The organism is Streptomyces crystallinus (assembly GCF_039521265.1).
Taxonomy (GTDB): domain Bacteria; phylum Actinomycetota; class Actinomycetes; order Streptomycetales; family Streptomycetaceae; genus Streptomyces; species Streptomyces crystallinus.
In genome coordinates, this window is the sequence record NZ_BAAACA010000050.1 from 1 (window position 1) to 19,684 (window position 19,684).

The 19,684-nt window shown below is 71.5% G+C and carries 16 protein-coding genes; 7 read left to right on the forward strand and 9 right to left on the reverse strand.

Annotation, left to right across the window (positions count from 1 at the left end; all coding sequences use genetic code 11):
• The 4 genes from ABD236_RS30575 to ABD236_RS30590 all read left to right on the forward strand — a co-directional run.
• A partial coding sequence (locus ABD236_RS30575; RefSeq protein WP_344079305.1) for an ABC transporter substrate-binding protein occupies positions 1–651 on the forward strand: 651 nt, incomplete at its 5' end.
• Positions 652–687: 36 nt separating this feature from the next.
• Positions 688–1,476: an ABC transporter ATP-binding protein gene (locus tag ABD236_RS30580; protein WP_344079307.1), complete on the forward strand. Its 789-nt coding sequence runs from the start codon at positions 688–690 to the stop codon at positions 1,474–1,476.
• Positions 1,463–2,383 carry an ABC transporter permease gene (locus ABD236_RS30585; protein WP_344079309.1) on the forward strand — a complete coding sequence of 307 codons (921 nt, stop codon included), beginning with the start codon at positions 1,463–1,465 and terminating at the stop codon, positions 2,381–2,383. Before ABD236_RS30580 ends, ABD236_RS30585 begins: the two co-directional genes overlap by 14 nt.
• A gap of 6 nt (positions 2,384–2,389) precedes the next feature.
• Complete coding sequence (locus ABD236_RS30590) at positions 2,390–3,145, forward strand: sirohydrochlorin chelatase (protein ID WP_344079312.1); 756 nt, start codon at positions 2,390–2,392, stop codon at positions 3,143–3,145.
• A gap of 71 nt (positions 3,146–3,216) precedes the next feature.
• Here the strand turns inward: ABD236_RS30590 and ABD236_RS30595 are convergent, their stop codons facing one another.
• Positions 3,217–4,233 carry an ArsR/SmtB family transcription factor gene (locus ABD236_RS30595; RefSeq protein ID WP_344079314.1) on the reverse strand — a complete coding sequence of 339 codons (1,017 nt, stop codon included), beginning with the start codon at positions 4,231–4,233 and terminating at the stop codon, positions 3,217–3,219.
• Positions 4,234–4,289: 56 nt separating this feature from the next.
• Between ABD236_RS30595 and ABD236_RS30600 the strand changes: the two genes are divergently transcribed.
• Complete coding sequence (locus ABD236_RS30600; protein WP_344079316.1) at positions 4,290–5,573, forward strand: MFS transporter; 1,284 nt, start codon at positions 4,290–4,292, stop codon at positions 5,571–5,573.
• A gap of 444 nt (positions 5,574–6,017) precedes the next feature.
• Here the strand turns inward: ABD236_RS30600 and ABD236_RS30605 are convergent, their stop codons facing one another.
• From ABD236_RS30605 to ABD236_RS30620, 4 genes are all read right to left on the reverse strand, one after another.
• Positions 6,018–8,666 carry a fibronectin type III domain-containing protein gene (locus tag ABD236_RS30605; RefSeq protein WP_344079318.1) on the reverse strand — a complete coding sequence of 883 codons (2,649 nt, stop codon included), beginning with the start codon at positions 8,664–8,666 and terminating at the stop codon, positions 6,018–6,020.
• 132 nt (positions 8,667–8,798) lie between these two features.
• Entirely contained in the window at positions 8,799–9,425 is a 627-nt protein-coding gene (locus ABD236_RS30610) for a mycothiol-dependent nitroreductase Rv2466c family protein (protein WP_344079321.1), read from the reverse strand.
• Between the two features lie 141 nt (positions 9,426–9,566).
• Complete coding sequence (locus ABD236_RS30615) at positions 9,567–10,115, reverse strand: DUF1697 domain-containing protein (protein WP_344079323.1); 549 nt, start codon at positions 10,113–10,115, stop codon at positions 9,567–9,569.
• 76 nt (positions 10,116–10,191) lie between these two features.
• Positions 10,192–11,400 (reverse strand): S8 family peptidase, encoded by a 1,209-nt coding sequence (locus tag ABD236_RS30620; RefSeq protein WP_344079325.1) that lies wholly within the window; start codon positions 11,398–11,400, stop codon positions 10,192–10,194.
• A gap of 411 nt (positions 11,401–11,811) precedes the next feature.
• Between ABD236_RS30620 and ABD236_RS30625 the strand changes: the two genes are divergently transcribed.
• Entirely contained in the window at positions 11,812–14,073 is a 2,262-nt protein-coding gene (locus tag ABD236_RS30625; protein ID WP_344079327.1) for an MMPL family transporter, read from the forward strand.
• 208 nt (positions 14,074–14,281) lie between these two features.
• On the opposite strand, the gene mgt is transcribed toward ABD236_RS30625, so the two are convergent.
• From mgt to ABD236_RS30645, 4 genes are all read right to left on the reverse strand, one after another.
• Positions 14,282–15,481: a macrolide-inactivating glycosyltransferase gene (mgt, locus tag ABD236_RS30630; RefSeq protein WP_344079330.1), complete on the reverse strand. Its 1,200-nt coding sequence runs from the start codon at positions 15,479–15,481 to the stop codon at positions 14,282–14,284.
• Between the two features lie 65 nt (positions 15,482–15,546).
• On the reverse strand, positions 15,547–16,839 hold the full coding sequence (locus tag ABD236_RS30635) for an ABC transporter substrate-binding protein (RefSeq protein ID WP_344079332.1): 1,293 nt from the start codon (positions 16,837–16,839) through the stop codon (positions 15,547–15,549).
• The gene (locus ABD236_RS30640) at positions 16,839–17,678 is read right to left on the reverse strand and encodes a carbohydrate ABC transporter permease (protein WP_344079335.1); all 840 of its coding nucleotides are present in this window, start codon (positions 17,676–17,678) and stop codon (positions 16,839–16,841) included. The genes ABD236_RS30635 and ABD236_RS30640 overlap by 1 nt, the downstream gene beginning before the upstream one ends.
• Positions 17,675–18,604 carry a carbohydrate ABC transporter permease gene (locus ABD236_RS30645; RefSeq protein ID WP_344079337.1) on the reverse strand — a complete coding sequence of 310 codons (930 nt, stop codon included), beginning with the start codon at positions 18,602–18,604 and terminating at the stop codon, positions 17,675–17,677. Before ABD236_RS30645 ends, ABD236_RS30640 begins: the two co-directional genes overlap by 4 nt.
• Positions 18,605–18,751: 147 nt before the next feature.
• On the opposite strand from ABD236_RS30645, the gene ABD236_RS30650 reads away from it, so the two are divergent.
• Positions 18,752–19,672: a phosphotransferase enzyme family protein gene (locus ABD236_RS30650; RefSeq protein WP_344079339.1), complete on the forward strand. Its 921-nt coding sequence runs from the start codon at positions 18,752–18,754 to the stop codon at positions 19,670–19,672.
• The last annotated feature ends 12 nt before the right edge of the window (positions 19,673–19,684 follow it).

A 19,684-nucleotide genomic window follows, 5' to 3' on the forward strand; every position in this document is an offset into this window, starting at 1 on the left:
AAGGGCAAGAAGATCGCCACCCCCCAGCTCGGCAACACCCAGGACGTGGCCTTCCTCAACTGGATCGCTGGAAAAGGCTGGAAGGTCGACGCCCAGAGCGGCAAGGGCGACGTCTCCGTGGTCCGCACCGACAACAAGATCACCCCGGACGCCTACAAGTCCGGCTCCATCGACGGCGCCTGGGTCCCCGAACCGACCGCCTCCAAGCTGGTCTCCCAGGGCGCCAAGGTCCTCCTCGACGAAGCCGACCTGTGGGCCGACAAGGAATTCGTGATCACGAACATCATCGTGTCGCAGAAGTTCCTCAAGGCACACCCCGACGTCGTCGAAGCCGTCCTGCGCGGCTCGGTCAAGACCAACGACTGGATCAAGGCCAACCCCGACAAGGCCAAGGCCTCCGCCAACGCGGCCCTCAAGACGCTCAGCGGCAAGGCCCTGCCCGCCAACGTCCTCGACCCCGCATGGCAGTCGATCAAGACCACCAACGACCCCCTCGCCGCCACCCTCGGCCTCGAAGCCGACCACGCCGTCAAGGCCGGACTCCTCAAGAAGCCCGACCTGGACGGCATCTACGACCTGGCCCCGCTCAACAAGGTCCTCAAGGCCCTGGGCAAGCCCCCCGTCGCCGACGCCGGCTTCGGCGTCAAGTAACCCCGTACCCGCACCAGTTCCCAGGAGGTGACGACCATGGCCACCGCAGTCGCCGCGGCCGAGGAGCGTGCCACGACGGAGTACGCCGCCCGGATCGGGCACGTCTCCAAGTCGTTCGCCGGCCCGGCCGGACCCCAGCTCGTACTCGACGACATCACCTTCGACGTCGCGCCGGGGGAGTTCGTGACCCTCCTGGGAGCCTCCGGGTGCGGCAAGTCGACGCTGCTGAATCTGGTGGCGGGCCTCGATGAGCCGAGCGCCGGGACCATCGAGACGCCCGGCGGGCGGCCCGCCCTGATGTTCCAGGAGCACGCGCTGTTCCCGTGGCTGACCGCGGGCAAGAACATCGAGCTCGCCCTGCGGCTGCGCGGGGTGCCCAAGGGCGAGCGCCGCGAGCGTGCCGAGGAGCTGCTCGCACTGGTGCGGCTGACCGGCGCGCACGGCAAGCGGGTGCACGAGCTGTCCGGCGGGATGCGCCAGCGCGTGGCGTTGGCCCGCGCGATCGCCCAGGACAGCCAGCTGCTGCTGATGGACGAGCCGTTCGCGGCGCTCGACGCGATCACCCGGGACGTGCTGCACGACGAGCTGACCCGGATCTGGCGCGAGACGAACCTGTCCGTCCTGTTCGTCACGCACAACGTGCGCGAGGCCGTCCGCCTCGCCCAGCGCGTGGTGCTGCTCTCCTCCCGGCCGGGCCGGGTGGCGCACGAGTGGACGGTGGACATACCGCAGCCGCGCCGCATCGAGGACTCCGACGTCGCGGAGCTCTCCGTAGAGATCACCGAACAACTGCGTGGGGAGATCCGCCGCCATGGCCAGCACTGAGACGTCCGAGGCCGACAAGGCCGGCCAGGCCGTCGGCGCCGACCGGGACACCCACGACCTGGCCGGTCTGGAGGCGGGCCTGGACGCACTGGAGACGGTGCAGAGCGGGCGGACCCCGCTGCGCGAGACCCTCGTCCAGAAGGTTCTGCCGCCGCTCTCCGCGATCGCGCTGGTCCTGGTGGTCTGGCAGGGGCTGGTGTGGGCGGAGGTGGCCGACGAGACCAAGCTGCCCTCGCCGTCCTCGGTCTGGTCGGGCCTGAAGGAGCTGTGGCTCCAGGGCACCCTGCTCGACATCGTGTGGACCAGCGTCTCGCGCGGTCTGCTCGGCTTCCTGATGGCGCTGGCGATCGGCACCCCGCTGGGCCTCGTCGTGGCGCGGGTGAAGTTCATCAGGGCGGCGATAGGCCCGATCCTGTCCGGCCTCCAGTCGCTGCCGTCGGTGGCCTGGGTGCCCCCGGCGGTGATCTGGCTCGGTCTGAACAACTCGATGATGTACGCGGTGATCCTGCTGGGCGCGGTGCCCTCGATCGCCAACGGCCTCGTCTCCGGCGTCGACCAGATCCCGCCGCTGTTCCTGCGGGCCGGGCGCACCCTGGGCGCCACCGGTCTGCGCGGCACCTGGCACATCGTGATGCCCGCCGCCCTGCCCGGCTATCTGGCGGGCCTCAAGCAGGGCTGGGCCTTCTCCTGGCGCTCGCTGATGGCCGCCGAGATCATCGCGTCCTCGCCCGATCTCGGTCTGGGCCTGGGCCAGTTGCTGGAGAACGGCCGCAACAACTCCGACATGCCCGGCGTCTTCCTCGCGATCTTCCTGATCCTGATCGTGGGCATCGCGATCGACCTGATCGTCTTCAGCCCGCTGGAGCGCTATGTGCTGCGCAGCCGCGGCCTGCTGGTGAAGAGCTGAGCCACGATGTACGCACCGGTCCTCCTCGTCATCGCCCACGGCAGCCGCGACCCGCGGCACGCGGCGACCGTGCACGCGCTCGTGCGGCGGGTACGGGCGCTGCGGCCCGGGCTGCGCGTGGAGACCGGCTTCCTGGACTTCAACGCACCTGCCGTGCCGCGGGTCCTGGAGCGGCTCGCCTTCGAGGGCGTACGCGAAGTGGTGGCCCTGCCCCTGCTCCTGACCAGGGCCTTCCACGCCAAGGCGGACATCCCCGCCGTGCTCGGCCAGGCGCCGCCGCAGCTGGACATCCGCCTCGCGGACGTCCTCGGCCCCTCGCCGCTGCTGCTCTCCACGGTGGAGCGACGGCTCCAGGAGGCGTTGTACGAGGCGGGGCTCGGCCCCGCCGACAAGCGCTCGACCGGGGTCGTCCTGGCCTCGGCGGGCTCCACGGACCCGGAGGCGATCGCAGTGATCGCAGATATGGCGCGGGAGCTGCGGCACACCGGTTGGTGCGCCGTGCGACCTGCGTTCGCCTCCGCTGCTCTGCCGCGTACGGAAGACGCCGTACGCGAGTTGCGGGCGTCCGGGGTGCGACGGGTCGCCGTCGCCCGGTACGTCATCGCCCCCGGCTTCCTGCCCGACCGGATCGCCCGGGGCGCCGAGGACGCGGACGTCCTGGCCGATGTGCTGGGCGCGGCCCCGGAGCTGGCCCGGCTGCTGCTCGTACGGTACGACGAGGCGCGGGTGCGGGCGCGCCGCCCGCAGGTGCTCAGCGCCTGACGGCGCCCTGTCCTGGAGCGGCGCGGGCGCGCACCGCCTGACCTGCTCGGCTGCTCGGGCTCGGCTCCCGCTCACCCCCGGAGCAGGGCGTTCCCGAGCGCCGTGCGGGCGTACTCCACTCCCCGGCCGCGCCGGGCCCGGTGCAGCAGCCCCGCGTCGTAGAGCACCGAGAGGTGCTGGCTCACCGCGCCCGGGGTGACGTCGAGGCGGCGGGCGAGCTCGGTGGTGGTGGCCGGGTCGGCGAGCAGGGTGAGCAGCCGCGCCCGGGCCGGGCCGAGCAGCCGGACCACGGCGCGATCACTGACCGGCGGCGGTGTCTCGGAGAGCGTCCCCCGGCCGTGCGCCGGGTAGTTGAGCACCGGCGGCAGCGTGGTGTCGACGGTGGTGATGGCGCCGCGCGCGAACGTCGTCGGGATCAGCACCATGCCCCGCCCGGCCACCTGGATGTCGGCCGCGGGCCAGGTGTCCGGGACCGGGTGCCTCAGCCGCAGCACACCGGGGCGCCAGGTCAGCCGCTTGTCGAGGCCCGCGAAGAGCCCGGCCGCGCCCTGCTCGGCCAGTACCCGCGACTGGTGCGCGAGGTCGGCCTCCAGGACCGCCCTGACCCGGGGCCACCAGTCGGGGGCCAGGCACTCGTACCAGTAGCGCTCGAAGGCCGAGGCGATCCGCTCCAGCAGCGCGGCCGGGTCGGCGAGGCCCTCGGCGATGACCGGCGGGAGCTGCGCGCCGGGGCCGAACGTCCGCCGGAAGTCGGGCTCGATCACCTCCAGCGGTGTGGCCCGCAACTGCGCCGACTGCTCGGCGAACGAAGCCCGTACGCGCTGCGGCCGGGGCGTGAGGAAGTCCGGGATGAAGCCGTGCGGGGCGACCAGCGCGGCGAACAGGGCGGTGTCCTGACGCTCGTACTGCGGCCGCAGTCTGCGCAGCCAGGCCCGCTGGTGCGGGAACCGGGACTCGTCCCGCCAGCCCCACAGCGAGAAGACCGCCTCCTGGAAGGGCGAGTACGCGAACGACGTACTGGCCAGATCCCCCACACCGAACCCGAACTCGATCACTCCCGGCTCCCGCGCCCCCGTCGTGCCGTGCATTTAGCCGGACCCTAAATGAATGCCCCTGGCGTGTACACAACCGGTTGGGTGACGCCATGACCACCAGCACGCAGACCCGCCCCCGCCCCTCGGCCAGATCCGCCGTCATCCCGGACGAGCCGGTGCTGCGCCGGCTCGCCCTGATGACCGGTCTCAACTCCTTCGGCAACGGTCTCTTCTTCCCGGTCAGCGTGCTCTACTTCACCCACATCTGCGGCATCGGGGCGACTCGGGTCGGCTTCGGCCTCACCCTCGCCGGGCTCTTCGGCGTCGCGGCGGGCGTCCCGGCCGGGCGCGCCGCCGACCGCTGGGGCAGCCGCCGGGTGATCGCGGCGCTGTGGCTGGGCTGCGGGGTGGCGAGCGCGGGGTACTCCCTGGTCCACGGGTACGCGGGCTTCCTGGTGGCGGCCATCTGCTTCGGCGCGCTCAACCAGTCGAGCTGGGGCGTCAAGGGCGCGCTCTTCGCGGACGTCCTGCCCGCCGCCACCCGCGTGGAGGCGCGCGGCTATCTGCGGATGGTCACCAACGCCACGATGGGCCTGGGCGGCGCGATCGGCGCGGTGGCCCTTCAGCTCGACACCCGGGGCGCCTATGTCGCCCTGATCCTCTTCGACGCGGCCACCTATGTGATCCCCGCCGTCCTCGTCCGCACCCTCCCGCTCAACGCGTCCGCACTGGCCGAGCGCGGGGCGGACGGCAGGGCCGACACCCCGTCCGAGAGCCGCTGGCGCGCTGTCCGCGACCTGCCGTATCTGGCGGTCACCGTCCTCAACGCCGTGACCACCCTCCAGTTCAGCCTGCTCGAAGTGGGCATGCCGCTGTGGATCGCCGAGAACACCGAGGCGCCGCGCTGGTCGATCGCGCTGGTGATGATCGTCAACTGCGTACTGGTGGCCCTGCTCCAGGTCCGCGCGACCCGGGGCGCCTCGGACGTGGCGGGAGCGGTACGGGCCATGGGCCGTGCGGGGCTCCTGCTCGGCGCCTCGTGCGTGGTCTTCGCCCTCTCCTCCGGCCTCTCCCCCCTGTGGGCGGTGGCCGTGCTGGCGGCGGGCGCCGTGGTCCAGGTCTTCGGTGAGGTGCTGTCCTCGGCGGGCGGCTGGACGCTGGGCTACGAACTGGCCGACTCCCGCGCCCACGGCGTCTACCAGGGCGTCTTCAGCTCCGGCTCGGCCGCGGCGATGATGGCGGGCCCGGCCCTGATCACCCTGACGGCGGTCGGCCACGGCTTCGCGGGCTGGGCCTTCCTGGCGGCCCTCTTCGCCACGGCGGGCCTTGCGGTGGGGCCGGCGGTGCGGTGGGCGCAGCGGGACGGGGAGTGGAGGGGCGAGAGGGCGGCGTAGCCACCCCTTCTTGTGCCCGGTCTTTGTCTGCGGCTGTGTGGTGGGCTGCTCGCGCAGTTCCCCGCGCCCCTAAACCCGCTCTCGTCTGCGAGCCGGTGGCCGCTTCTCGCGCAGTTCCCCGCGCCCCTAAACCCGCTCTCGTCTGCGGGCCGGTGGCCTCTTCTCGCGCAGTTCCCCGCGCCCCTGGGGGGTCGGCCGCAGCCAGAGAGCCCAGCTCAGCCACAGGCTTTTAGGGGCGCGGGGAACTGCGCGAGCAACCGGCCACAACCCGCAGAGGACCACGGGCCATGGGGGCACGGGCAACCGCCGGACGGGCCGGACTACCTAGGGGCGCGGGGAACTGCGCGAGAAGAGGCCACGACCCGCAGACGAAGACCGGGCCGAAACAGGGGCGCGGGGAACTGCGCGGCCAGCCCACCACACACCCGCAGACAAAGGCCGGGCCTACCCGAACGGCGTCGTACCAGTCACAGCGACCGCAGGCCCCACCCCCGCCGCCGTCACAGCGGCGACCGTCACGCTGTACGACGTCCCCGGAGTCAACCCTCCCACCACCCGGAACACCCCCTTCCCCGACGCCCGCGTCACCAGCACGTCCCGCCCCGCCACCGACACGACCCGCCCGTCCGAGACGGTGACCCGGTACCCGACGACCTCCGCGTCCCCGACGGCGGCCGGCGGCGTCCAGGCAACGGTCACCGCCCGGGCGGAGACACGCAGTTTCGCCCCGGTGGGCGCACCCGGCAGCACGGAAGCCGCCACCGGCGCGACCGGCGCCGAAGCGAGCGAGCGCGCACTCTCCCCGTATGCGTTCCGCGCGGTCACGACCACCAGCAACGGCCCATCCGCCGCCGTCAGTTGACCGACGCGCATCACCCCCGTCCGCCCGAACTCCCCCGCGTCGACCTCGGCCCGCCCCGCCTCCGTACCATCGGCCCGCAGCGCGTACGCCGTGTACCCGGTGACCGGCGACCCCCCGTCGACAAAGCTGGGGTTGAACGTCACATACAGCCCGTCACGCCCACCGGTACTGACCCCCACCCGCGCAGGCGCCTCCGGCACCGAGACCGCCCCCACCCTCCGGTCGAGGACACCCCGGTACGCCGGTTCGATCCCGGCACGGGCGACGACCTCGGGGGGAACGTCGGCCGACCCGGCCATGATGTGGTTCCCCCGGGTCACCAGCCCCTTGTTGGTGCTGTCACCGGCCCCCTCCTCCCACCAGTTGCCCTCGATCAGCGTCGGATCGTTGTTGCCCAGCCCGTCGCGGTAGTCGGTGTGCCGGCTCCCGACGTTCGCGTACGCCGCCCCGTAGAGCACATTGCCCCGCACGGTCTCGTACGTACAGCCGTTGTCGGTGTAGACGCTCTTGCCCAGCCCCCACTGGCCGTGGATGACGTTCCCCGTCACCAGCTCGCCGTCGTCCATCGAGGTGCCGGTCAGCCCCTGGGTGTAGACCCCGCCCCCGTCGTCGAGCAGCTGCATGTAGTCGAAGATCAGGTTGTCCCGCACGACGTTGTCGTGGCTCGGGTTGGGGGTCGCGGGTGAGCCGATCTTGTCGGGCCAGCCGCCCCACCCCAGGGAGATCGCGCTGTAGCCGAGATGGTCGAGCTGGTTGTGCGCGATGGTGGTGTGCTGGGTGTATCCGTCGAGGATGCCGACGCCGCCGTGGTACTCGCGCGGCAGCCCGTACAGGTGGTTGTCCGCCACCTCGACACCCCGGGCCACCGGCTGGCCGTCCACCCCGCCCACCTCCAGCCCGTTCCCGGAGATGTCCGTGAACACGCTCCCTCGCACGGCCGAGTCCGTGGTCCCCGCGCCGAGGTCGAGCCCGGCCGCGCCCAGATGCGCGAAGACGCAGTCGCTGATGCCGATCCGCTGCCCGTACGCGAAGGACACGTTCCCCGGCATCTTCGTCCAGGAGGCGAACGGACAGGTGCCCCCCTCCACGAACCCGCACAGCCCCTGCGTCGCCCAGCCCTTCGGCCCGGTGAGGGTGTAACCCGCCTGGATCTCCGAGAACCCCTCCGGCCCGGACGGCGTCAGCCAGGTCGCATAGGCGAACTGGACGCCCTGGAAGGCGATGTCGTGCAGGGGCGCGGCCCGCGTGCCACGCCCGTCCACGAGCTTCTCGGCGGCCGCCGCCTCCACGTCGGCCCGGCTCAGGTCCTCGCCCGCGCGCGGCAGGTAGTACACGGTGTGCGCGGAGCGGTCGAGGTACCACTCACCCGGCTGGTCGAGGAGTTCATAGGCGTTCTCCACGTACGAGGGCCTGCCGCCGTTGGTGAGACGGCCCGGGCCGACCATGCTCACGGTCCGCCCGGGCCGGTCGGGGAACTCCACGCGCTTGTTGGAGTTGTCCCAGCAGGGCTGGACCATGGTGATCGCGGTGCCGCGCGCCGAGGCGACGCGGCAGCGCGGCTCGGTCCACTGGCCGAGGCCGTCGCGTTCGACGTTCCAGAGGGCCTCGCCGCCGGTGTACACGAACTCGGCGTCGGAGGGACGGCGCCAGCGCGCGAGGGCGTCGGTGGTGGCGGTGTAGCCGGTGGCCGTCACGCTGAGCCCGGTCGGGACCTCGCCCCGGGCACGCTGGGCCCGCACCCCGTCCACGTACAACTGCCGCGTGTCGGTGAGGCCTTGGGACGCCGGGGCGGACCAGAGCCCCGGGCGCCCGGCCACCGGCCGCCAGCCCTCGACCCTGCGTCCGCCGCTGATCAGCGTCGACTCCGCGCCCGCGCCCTGCCAGACGATCCGGTGCCCGGCAGGCCCGGAGTCGCGCCCGTCCAGGACGAGCGGCCCGGCCGTCCGGTACGTACCGGCGGCCAGGTGCACGGTGATGTCCCCGGAGTAGCGCGCGGAGCCGTAGTGCGCGGCCTTGTCACGCGCCAGGTCACGGGCGCGGGTCAGGGTGCGGACCGGGCGGCCCGCCGTGCCGTCGGCGGCGTCCATGCCGGAGGGGGAGACATAGACGTCGGCGGTACGCGGCCCGGCCCCGGCCCCGGCCGACGGCACCAGACCGGGGCCGCCCAAGACCAGGGCGGCGAGCACTCCGGTCAGTACGGCTCGTAAGGACGTGCTCCGGAGCGCGGGCATGCTGCCTCCTCTGGGGGTCCAGGGAAACATAGGAGCACTCCCGCCGAACGGTCAACGCATGAGGCGTTTTTTCTCCGTCAGCACGCTCAACTCCCGCCAGTCATCGGATCACTTGTCCTTACTTGTCCTCGCTCAGTCGAAGCGCAGACCCCCGGTACGGGTCCGCTTCAGCTCGAAGAAGTCCGGGTGGGCGGCGATCACGCGCACGCTGTCGAAGAGGCGGGCCGCCTCCTCGCCGCGCGGGATGGAGCTGAGCACCGGGCCGAAGTAGACGGTCCCGTCCAGGTGCATCGTGGGCGTGCCGACATAGGCGTCCGCCGCCGGGTCCTTGCCCTCGTCGTGGCGCCGCCGCACGGCCTCGTCGTACGCGGGGTCGTGCGCCGCGTCCGCGAGCGCCGCCGGAAGGCCGAGCTCGGCCAGCGCCTCGGCGATCACCTCGTCGAAGTCCTCGTTCTTCTGCTCGTGTATCCGGGTGCCGTACGCGGTGTAGAGGTCGCGCAGCACCGACTCGCCGTGCTCCTGCGCGGCGGCGACGGCCACCCGTACCGGGCGGATCGACTTGTCGACCAACTCTCGGTACCAGTCCGGCAGTTCGTTGCCGATGTTGTGCAGATACAGGCTCATCACCCGGAACCGCAGCTCGATGTCCCGGTGGCGCTCGACCTCCAGCATCCAGCGCGAGGTGATCCAGGCGAACGGGCAGGCGGGGTCGAAGTAGAAGTCGACGGTGGTCGGGCCGGTGTGCTCGGTGGTGTCCATGGGACGAAGGTAGCGGCCGATTGGCACGGAGTTCCGGGCCAATCACGCATCGGTCGAGTGGGCCACTTCCGAGCCCTCCGAGCAGCTCCGGCCCTCCGGCCCTCCGGCACCCGGCACCCGGCACCCGGCCCCCGGGCGTTCTCAGGCGCCCGTCATCTCCACCAGCGCCTTGACCGTGTTCCAGTTGCGGGCCGTCGCCTCGACGCCCTTGAGCAGGGCGGGTTTCGCCAGGGCCTCGGCGAGCTTGGAGCGGCCGATGCCGTCGGGCGCGTACAGATAAAGGACCCGGTCGCCGAGGCGGAAGGCGTCGGGCAGGAACGCCTTGGGGTCGAGGCCCGCGAAGCGCTCGGGGTCGACGGGCTGGGAGAAGAAGGTGGCGTGCAGCTGCCTGCCCTCCAGCTCGTCGGCCGGGAACGGGCAGGCGTCCACGACGGCTTGGAGGTAGCCGCCGGTACGCACCATGCAGGCGACCCGGAAGCCGAAGTGTTTCTCGATGGCCCGCTCCAGATCGCCCGCGAGCGCGTCCGGGTCAGGCGAGTCGCTGCTGAAGACGGCGTTGCCGCTGTTCAGATAGGTGCGTACGGAGCCGTGGCCGAGCTCGGTGAGCAGTGCTCTGAGCTCGGCCATCGGGACCTTCTTGGTGCCGCCCACATTGATCCCGCGCAGCAGGGCGGCGTACATCGTCGTCATGTCCACACGATAGGACGGTCCCCGTGCCTCGTGGGGGATGGCACGGGGACCGCCGTTCACGACTGCCCGGGCAGGGTTACTCGACGACCTTCAGCAGCTTGTTCGGGGTGCCGGCGCTCGGGTTGGAGATCTTGTCGGCGGTGGCTCCGCCGGTCAGCGCGTCCGCGACCTGGGCCGGGGTGGCGTCCTTGTGGCCCGAGAGGTAGACGGCCGCGGCGCCGACGACGTGCGGGGTCGCCATGGACGTACCCGAGATCGTCTTGGTGGCGTTGTCGTCCGTGTTCCAGTCGGAGGTGATGTCCGAGCCGGGGGCGTAGAGGTCCACCACCGAGCCGAAGTTGGAGAAGTCCGACTGCTTGTCGTCCTTGGTGGAGGAGGCCACGGTGATCGCCTCCTTGACCCGGGAGGGCGAGCCCTGGCCCGCGTCCGCCGACTCGTTGCCCGCCGCCACGGCGAAGGTCACACCGGAGGCGATGGCCTTCTGCACGGCGGTGTCGAGCGCGGGGTCGGCACCGCCGCCGAGGCTCATGTTGGCCACCGAGGGGCCCTTGTGGTTCTTGGTGACCCAGTCGATGCCCGCGACGACCTGCTCGGTCGTGCCGGAGCCCTCGTTGTCCAGGACGCGGACGGCGACGATCTTCGCCTTCTTGGCGACGCCGTGCGCGGTTCCGGCGATGGTGCCGGCGACGTGCGTGCCGTGGCCGTTGCCGTCGTCGGCGGTGTTGTCGTTGTCGACCGCGTCGAAGCCGGAGGTCGCCCGGCCGCCGAAGTCCTTGTGGCTGACACGGACGCCGGTGTCGATGACGTACGCGGTGACGCCGTCGCCCGCGCTGTCCGGGTAGGTGTACTTGCCGTCCCCGGCGGTCTCGGCCTGGTCGATCCGGTCGAGCCCCCACGACGGAGGGTTGGCCTGGTCGGCGGTGATGTGGAACTTCTTGTTCTGGACGACCTTGCCGACGGCCGGGTCGGCGGCCAGCCGCTTGGCCTCGGTCTGCGAGAGACCGCTCGCCGAGAAGCCGTTGACGGTCGAGGCGTAGTCCCGCTGGAGCTCGCCGCCGTACTCGTCGGCGAGCTTGCGCTTGGCGTCCGCCGAGGCCTTCTCGTCCAGGAGGACGATATAGCTGCCGTCGATCGCGCCCTTGGCGTCGAGCCCGTACACCGTGCCCTCGGCGGGCGCCGCGGCGCCGGCCATCTGGGTGGTCATGACGGTGACTCCGGCCGCGGCCGCCACGGCGGTTATCCCGGCCGTGAGCTTGAGGCGGCTTTTGCGCTTGTGAGTTGCCATGAAGAGGGGTCTCCTCGTCAGTTTTTGTGGGGGGTTGGCCTGCCGGATGGAAACCTTCCGGGGCTGGTTCGAAACCCTTGCCGATTGACGAGCGCAGATCAAGAGCTCCACGCAGCTGTGACTTACACAACAAGGTTTCGTAATAAAGAACAGGCCAGCGCGGGTCAACTGGACCTATGTGCAGGCTTGGTGGACACCCCGTGGCGACACGGAACCGCATCTTCCCCCTCAATCGACTTTACGTGTAAGGGGCTTGAATCCGTCTTGTAGGGGATGCCCCCACATCGCAGGGAGTAGATACCGGAGAACCGGTTCACCAGGGAGTACGACGAGACGGCCGAATCCAGCCCCTAGCGTCTTACCTGGGTGGCGGCGCCGGGCTGCCACCGCTTTCCAGGGGGGCGTCTCACCATGGTCGACGGAGTCACAAGAGTGCGCGGGGTGGCCGCGCGGGCGGGCGGCTGGAGTGCCCGCCACCGCTGGGCGGCGGTGGTGATCTGGGTGCTCTTCGTGGTCCTGGCCATGGGCATCGGCTCGGCGGCCGGACGGATCGACGTCAAGGAGAACCAGCTGCCCGGCGAGGTCGGCCAGGCGCAGAAGATCATCGATGACGCGGGTCTGGAGGAGCCGGCCGGCGAGACCGTCTTCATCCAGGCCCTCGACGGCTCCATCAAGGCGACCGACCCGGCCTTCCACACCGCCGTGGACGCGGTGATCAAGGCGGTCGACGGCACCGGCCAGGTCACCAAGGTGGTCTCTCCGTACACCGCCAAGACCCTCTCCAAGGACGGCCGCAGCGCGCTGATCCAGTTCGAGGTGCGCGGCGACGCCGACACCGCGCCGGACCGCATCGCGCCGGTGCTCGACGCGGTGAAGAAGGTGCAGGGCGAGCACAAGCAGCTGCGGATCGAGGAGATCGGCGCGGCCAGCATGGGCAAGACCTTCAAGGACGCCTTCGGCGACGACTTCAAGAAGGCCGAGTACTCGGCGGTCCCCGTCGCCCTCGGCATCCTGCTCATCGCCTTCGGTGCGCTGGTCGCGGCCCTGCTGCCGGTGGCCCTCGCGCTCACGGCGATCATCGCCACCATGGGTCTGATGGCCATCGTCAGCCACGTCCAGGCGATGAGCGACACCGCCAACTCCGTGATGCTCCTGGTCGGTCTGGCCGTCGGCGTCGACTACTGCCTCTTCTATCTGCGCCGCGAGCGCGAGGAGCGCGAGGCAGGGCGCGACGCCCAGACCGCCCTGCGCATCGCCGCCGCCACCAGCGGCCGGGCCATCATCGTCTCCGGCGTCACCGTCTGTGTGGCGATGGCGGGCATGCTCTTCACCGGCCTCGCGGACTTCGAGGCGATGGGCCTCGCCTCGCTGATGGTCGTCGCGGTCGCCATGGTCGGCTCGGTGACCGTGCTGCCCGCGCTCCTCTCGCTGCTCGGTGAGCGCGTCGAGAAGGGCCGGCTGCCGTTCCTGAACCGCCTCAAGCGCGGCAAGCGCAACAGCGGCGGTGAGAGCCGCGTCTGGCGCGCCGTCCTCGGCGCGGTGCTGCGCCGCCCCAAGGCCGCCCTCGTCCTGGCCGCGGGCGCGCTGATCGCGATAGCCCTGCCGGCGCTCGGCATGCACACCCAGAACCTCACGCTCGACCAGGAGTTCGGGGACTCGCTGCCCATCGTCGGCACCTATGAGCGCGTCAACCAGACCTTCCCCGGCGGCGCCAGCCCGGCCAACGTCGTCATCAAGGCCGACGACATCAACGCGCCGGAGGTCAAGCAGGCCATCGCCGACTTCCGTACGCAGTCGGTCAGCCGGGGCGCCTCGGACGGCCCCATCAAGGTCACCCTGCACAGCGCGGAGAACGTGGCGGTCGTCGACGTCCCGCTGATCGGCGGCTCCGACCAGAAGAAGGCGGAGAAGAGCCTCGACCTGCTGCGCGACCACATCCGGCCCGACACCCTGGGCAAGGTGCACGGCCTGGAGGCGCCGATCACCGGTCAGGTCGCCGGGTCCAAGGACTTCAACGCCAAGATCGTCGGCGCCGTGACCCCGGTCTTCGCCTTCGTGGTGGTCTTCGCCTTCCTGCTGATGCTGCTCTGCTTCCGCTCGCTGACCGTCGCGATCACCTCGATCGTCCTCAACCTCCTCTCGGTGGGCGCGGCCTACGGTGTCCTGACCGCCGTCTTCCAGCACGGCTGGGGCGCCTCGTTGGTGGGCGCCGAGGGCGTCGGCGCGATCGTCTCCTGGCTGCCGCTGTTCCTCTTCGTGATCCTCTTCGGTCTGTCGATGGACTACCACGTGTTCGTGGTGTCGAGGATCCGCGAGGCCCGGCTCCAGGGCCGCTCGACCCGCGACGCCATCCAGCACGGCGTGGTGACCACGGCCGGTGTGGTCACCAGCGCGGCGATCATCATGGTGGCGGTCTTCGCGATCTTCGGCACGCTGTCGATGCAGTCGATGAAGCAGATGGGCGTGGGCCTGGCCACCGCCGTCCTGATCGACGCCACGGTCATCCGGGGCGTGCTGCTCCCGGCGGTCATGGCCCTGCTGGACGAGCGCAACTGGTACATGCCGAAGTGGCTGCGCTGGCTGCCGGACCTGACCCACGACGAGTCGTCCGTCGCCCCTGCGGTCACCGCCGCCCCCGGCGACGAGGACCACGACCGGGTGGTACGCGTCTGACCCGGCCGATCCGAGCCACGGCGGGTGGGGCCCGGGGAGCATCTGCTCCCCGGGCCCCATCTGTTGGGGCTGCGGACCCCTTACGGACGGGCCTCTTGGAAGGGGTACGGAGGGCTGGGTTACGGAGGGGGCGGGTCAGGGCGGGGGCGGGTCAGGGCCGGGACGTCTCAGGGCCGGGCGAGTTGCGGTACGGACCCGGCGCCGGAGGTCAGCCCGCCAGGGCTGCCTCGATCAGGTCCGCAGCCTGTGCCGTGCCGCCCTCGCGGGCCATGTCCCGGCGGACGGCCTCGGCGCGCTCGGCCACCTCGGGGTCGTCGACCAGGGCCAGGACCGCCGCCCGCAGGGTGTCGGCGTTGGCCTCCTCCATCGGCAGATGACGGGCGACCCCCAGCGACTGGAGCATGTCCGCGTTGCCGAACTGGTCGACGGCCTGCGGGACCGCGACCATCGGCGTCGCGGTCGCCAGCCCCTCCTGGCTGCCGCCCGCGCCCGCGTGGGTGATGAACGCGTCCGCCTGGCGCAGCACCGCCAGTTGGGGCACCCACTGGTGCACCTCCACATTGGCGGGCACCTCCCCGAGCTCCGCCGGGTCCACGAACTTGCCTATCTGGAGCACCACATGCCACCCCGGCAGGTCCCCGAAGGCCTTCACGCACTCCCGGTAGAAGCCGGGCTGCTTGGTGAAGGCGGAGCCGAGCGAGACCAGCAGCACCTTCTCGGCACCGGCGGGCCGCCGCCACTCCCCCTGCTCGGCGCGGTCGCCCTGGCAGGCGCCCACGAAGGTGAAGACGGACTCGTCGACCCGGTCGGCGTGCGGCTGGAGCGCCCTGGGGATCAGGACGAGCGAGCGGACGGGACGGCCGACGAGCCGGTCCGGGTCGGTGTGGTGCATCCCGTGCTCGTCGAGCCAGGCCCGGTACCGCGCGTAGTACGCCTTGCCACGCTCCGAGGCGCGCAGCTCCGCGAACATCGGCTCCGCCACCTCCTCCTCGTACCCCTCCCACGCCACCAGGTTCGGTGAGAGCTGGAGGTAGGGCACGCCCCAGTTGTGGGCGAGCACCGGGGCCGGGTACGAGGTGATGTCGCTGAGGACCAGGTCCGGCCGGTCCCCCTCGAAGGCCTCCGCGAGCTGGGGCAGCGCCTGGACGGCGTCGTTCAGGAACGGCTCCAGGTTGTCGATCAGTTCGGTCCCCCATTCCTCCGGATGGTCCTCGGTGGGCAAGATCGACCGGTAGACCACCGGCTCGGCCCCGGTCTCGGCGACCTTGGCGGCGAAGGACTCCGGGATCGCGTAACTCACCCGGTGGCCACGGGCGACGAGCTCCCGGATGACCTCCAGGCTCGGGTTCACGTGCCCGTGGGCGGCGATGGAGAACATGGCGATGTGGGCACGCTTCGTTTCGGTCATGACGCGAGCCTAAACGAGACGAGACGTCTCGTGCAATGAGTTTGGCGCCCTTGTTTCCTCCCGACTCAGCGCTGATACCGGGCCAGCACCCGATTCCCGTCCTTGACCAGGCGTTTTCGCAGCTCGGCTATCTCGATCGCGCCGCTGTAGTACTGCTGGAGCGCGGGCGTCGCGACCTTGTCCTTCCACTCCGGGTACCCCCGCACCGACTGGGCTGGGGCCGACCGCAACGCCCCCGCGAGCGCCGCGCCCGTCGCCCAGCCGTACCGCTCGGTGTGCAGGGCCGGGTCCTTCAGCGCGGCCGTCCCGGTCGGCAGCATCCAGTCGCCCCGCGCGAGCCGGACCATGTTGTGCGGAGCGAGCAGGAAGCCGATGAACTCGGCCGCCTCCTTCTTGTGCGGGCTGTCCTCGGCCACCGAGAGCGTCTGCGGACTGACCCCCTGCGCGAGCCCCGCACTCCCGGCCGGGGCGGGAAGCACGGCCCACTCGAACCCCTTCGGCGCCTGCTGCACGATCTGCTGGCGGTACGAGAAGCCGAGCGCGGCCATCGCGTACCTCCCGCCGAAGAAACCGGGCAGGGTGTCGGACCCGCCCATGCCGAGCGTGGTCCGCGCGGCGCTCCCGTCGATGTTCACCTGGTCGTGGACGACCGTGGGGACGGCCGCGTCGCCCTCCTCGAACGCCACCCGCACCTTGCCGTCCGCCTCCCGGTGGAACAGCCGGCCACCGGCGGAAAGACCCAGGTTGAGCGTGATCGACACGGGCTCCCTGAACGGCCAGGCGATCCCGTACCTCCCCTTGCCGGTCAGCTTCTTGGCCACCTGCCGGAACTCCTGCCAGGTCCAGGGCCGTTCGGGCGTGGGCACCCGCACCCCGGACGCCTTGAGGATCTTCGTGTTGGCCATCAGGACCCTCGGCTCCTGGAGGAACGGCACTCCGTACACCCCCTTCCCGAAGGTCGTCGTCTCCCAGCTCCGGCCGGGGATGTCCTCCTTGAGCCCGGCGGGCAGCAGGGGGCGCAGATCGGCGAGGTAGCCGCCGTAGGCGAAGTCCGCGAGGTCGTCGGAGGCGTCATGGATGACGTCCGGCGCCTCGCCGCCCTCGAACGCGGTGAGCAGCTGGTCGTGGACGGTGTCCCAACTGCCCTGTACGTACTGGACCTGGACCCCCGGGTGTGCCGCGTTCCACTCCTTCACCAGCTGTCTGGTGGCCGCCACCGACTCCTTCTGCCAGGCCAGCGACTGGAAGCGGAGCCGGACCTTCCCATCGCCGGCCGAGCCGCTGTCCGAGCAGCCGGTGAGGGTGGCGAGCAGCAGGACGAGCACGGTCCCGACGAGCGTCCACAGACGTGCGCGCATCAGCTCTTCACCGCCCCGGCGAGCATCCCGCTGGTGATCCGCCGCTGGATGACGGCGAAGACGGCGAGCGACGGCAGGGTGGCGAGGAAGGCCGCCGCCGCGAGCGGGCCGAGGTCGGCGGCCCCCTCCGCCCCGAGGAAGTGGGTGAGGACCACCGGCAGGGTCTGTTTCTCCGGTGTTTTCAGAAGAACGAGCGCGAAGAAGAATTCGTTCCACGCGGTGATGAAGGCGAACAGCGCGGTGGCCACGATGCCGGGGGCCAGCAGCGGCGCGGTGACCGAGACCAGTGTCCGCAGCCGCCCCGCCCCGTCGACGGCCGCGGCCTCCTCCAGCTCCAGGGGCACCGCGCGGACGTACCCGACGAGCATCCACAGCGCGAAGGGCAGCGACCACACCACGTACACCATCACCAGCCCCGCCACCGAGTTGACGAGGTGGAGGCTCTTGAGGACGAGGAAGAGCGGAATGATCAGCAGGACGAAGGGGAAGGCCTGGCTGACCACCACCCAGCCGGTCGCCGCCGTCGCCGCCCTGCCGCGTCTGCGCGCCATCACATACGCCATCGGGGTCGCCACCACCACGGCGATCAACGCGGCTGAGAGGGCCGCGACCAGGCTGTTGAGCCCCGCCCGCAGCAGTGGCTGCTCGTCGAAGGCCTGCCGGAAGTTGTCCAGGGTGGGGTGGTGCGGGATCCAGGTCGGATGCAGCGAACCGAGCTCGCGGGCCGGCTTGAAGGCCGTGGAGAGCAGCCACAGGAACGGGAACGCCAGGAACACCAGATAGCCGAGCAGCGCCACATACTGACCGGCGCGCCCCCACGGGTGCGTACGGGACCTCATCGGTCCTCACCCCCACCCAGCCGTGCCACCAGGTGGAACGCGAGGAACACCGAGATCACCGCGACCATCACACACCCCATCGCCGCCGCGTACCCGAACTGGCCGTACCGGAAGGCCTCTTCGTACGCGAAGAGCATGGGCAGCCGGGTCTTGCCGCCGGGGCCGCCGTTGGTCAGCACATAGACCAGGGCGAAGGAGTTGAAGTTCCAGATGAAGTTCAGCGCGGTGATCGCCAGTGCCACGGGCCGGAGCGCGGGCCAGGTCACCGTGCGGAAGCGGCGCCAGGCGCCGGCGCCGTCCATCGCCGCGGCCTCGTGCAGCTCGCGCGGGGTGCTCTGGAGCCCGGCGAGCAGGGCCACCGTCGTCTGCGGCAGGCCCGCCCAGACGCCGACGACGATCACGGCGGGCAGCGCGGTGCCCAGTCCGGTCAGCCAGTCCCGGCCGTCACCGAGCCCGAGGTCGCCGATCGTCTCGTTGAGGATGCCCGCGTCCGGGTGGTAGACGAGCCGCCACATGATGCCCACGACGACCTCGGGCATCGCCCAGGGGATGATCGCGAGCGCCCGCGCCAGCCACCGCAGCCGGAGGTCCTGGTCGAGCAGCAGGGCGAGTCCGAGCGCGAGCAGGAACTGCGGCACGGTGACCCCGACCGCCCAGAGCAGCCCGATTCGGAACGACTCCCAGAACAGGGTGTCGTGCAGCAGGTCCCGGAAGTTGAGCAGCCCGGTCCACTGGGTGGGCGCGGTGCGGCCCGCCTGGGAGTCGGTGAAGGCCAGGGCGATGCCGTAGAGCAGCGGTCCCACGCTGAGCACCAGGATCGGGATCAGCGCGGGCAGCACCAGGAACCAGGCCCCGTGATCCGGGAGCTTGCCGGGGCGGCCACGTGAACGTCTCCCCGACCGCGCCGTTACGCTGGCCAATGTCATTGCTCGACCCCTTTGCCGGGATTGCCGAATGACCCCCGTCATCGTGCTGACGGCCCGTCGGTTCGTCAAGACGACCTGCCTCCTCACCAAGACGACCTGCGCGAATGCGAGACTTGCCCGGTACGGAACGATCACCGGGAGTGAACAGTGGACGAGACACGGGCGCGCGAGGTACTGGCCGCGGCGGGGCTCACCGCGGCGGCTTCCCCCACGGCGACAGCGGGCACCGCGGGCACGACCGGCCCCTCCGGCGCCCCCGCCGAACTGCTCGCCCTCGGCGAGAACGCCGTCTTCGCGGTGGGCGACCTCGTTGTCAAGGTCGGCCGCGACGCGGCCCGCCACCCCGAACTGCTGGCGCGTGCCGAACGCGAGGTGGCCATCGCGGGCTGGCTCGCCGAGTGCGGCGTTCCGGCGGTGCGGGCGGCCGAGCCCGCGCCCCGGCTGGTGGCCGGGCACCCGGTGACGCTCTGGCACCGGCTGCCCGCCGCCGTCCGCCCCGCGGGCCCGCGCGACCTGGCCGAGCTGCTGCGGCTCGTCCACGCCCTGCCCGCCCCGGCGTTCACCCTGCCCGGCCGCGATCTGCTCGGCGGTGTGGAGCGCTGGCTGCTGCTGGCCGGGGACGCGATCGACCCCGCCGACGCGGCCTATCTCCGCGCCCGCCGGGACGGCTTCGCCGACGCGGCCGCCGCCCTCACCCCCCACCTCACGCCGGGCCCCATCCACGGCGACGCGCTGCCGCGCAACGTCCATGTGGGCCCCGAAGGCCCGGTCCTGGTCGACCTGGAGACGGTCTCCGCCGACTTCCGGGAGCACGACCTGGTGGTCATGGCCCTCTCCCGGGACCGGTACGGGCTGCCGGACGAGCAGTACGACGCGTTCACCGAGGCGTACGGATGGGATGTGCGGGAGTGGGACGGGTGCGCGGTGCTGCGCGGCGCCCGGGAGACGGCCAGCTGCGCCTGGGTCGCCCAGCACGCACCGGCCAACCCCAAGGCACTCGACGAGTTCCGCCGCCGGGTGACCTCGCTGCGGGACGGAGATCCCGAGGTCCGCTGGTACCCGTTCTGAACGGCTGCACCC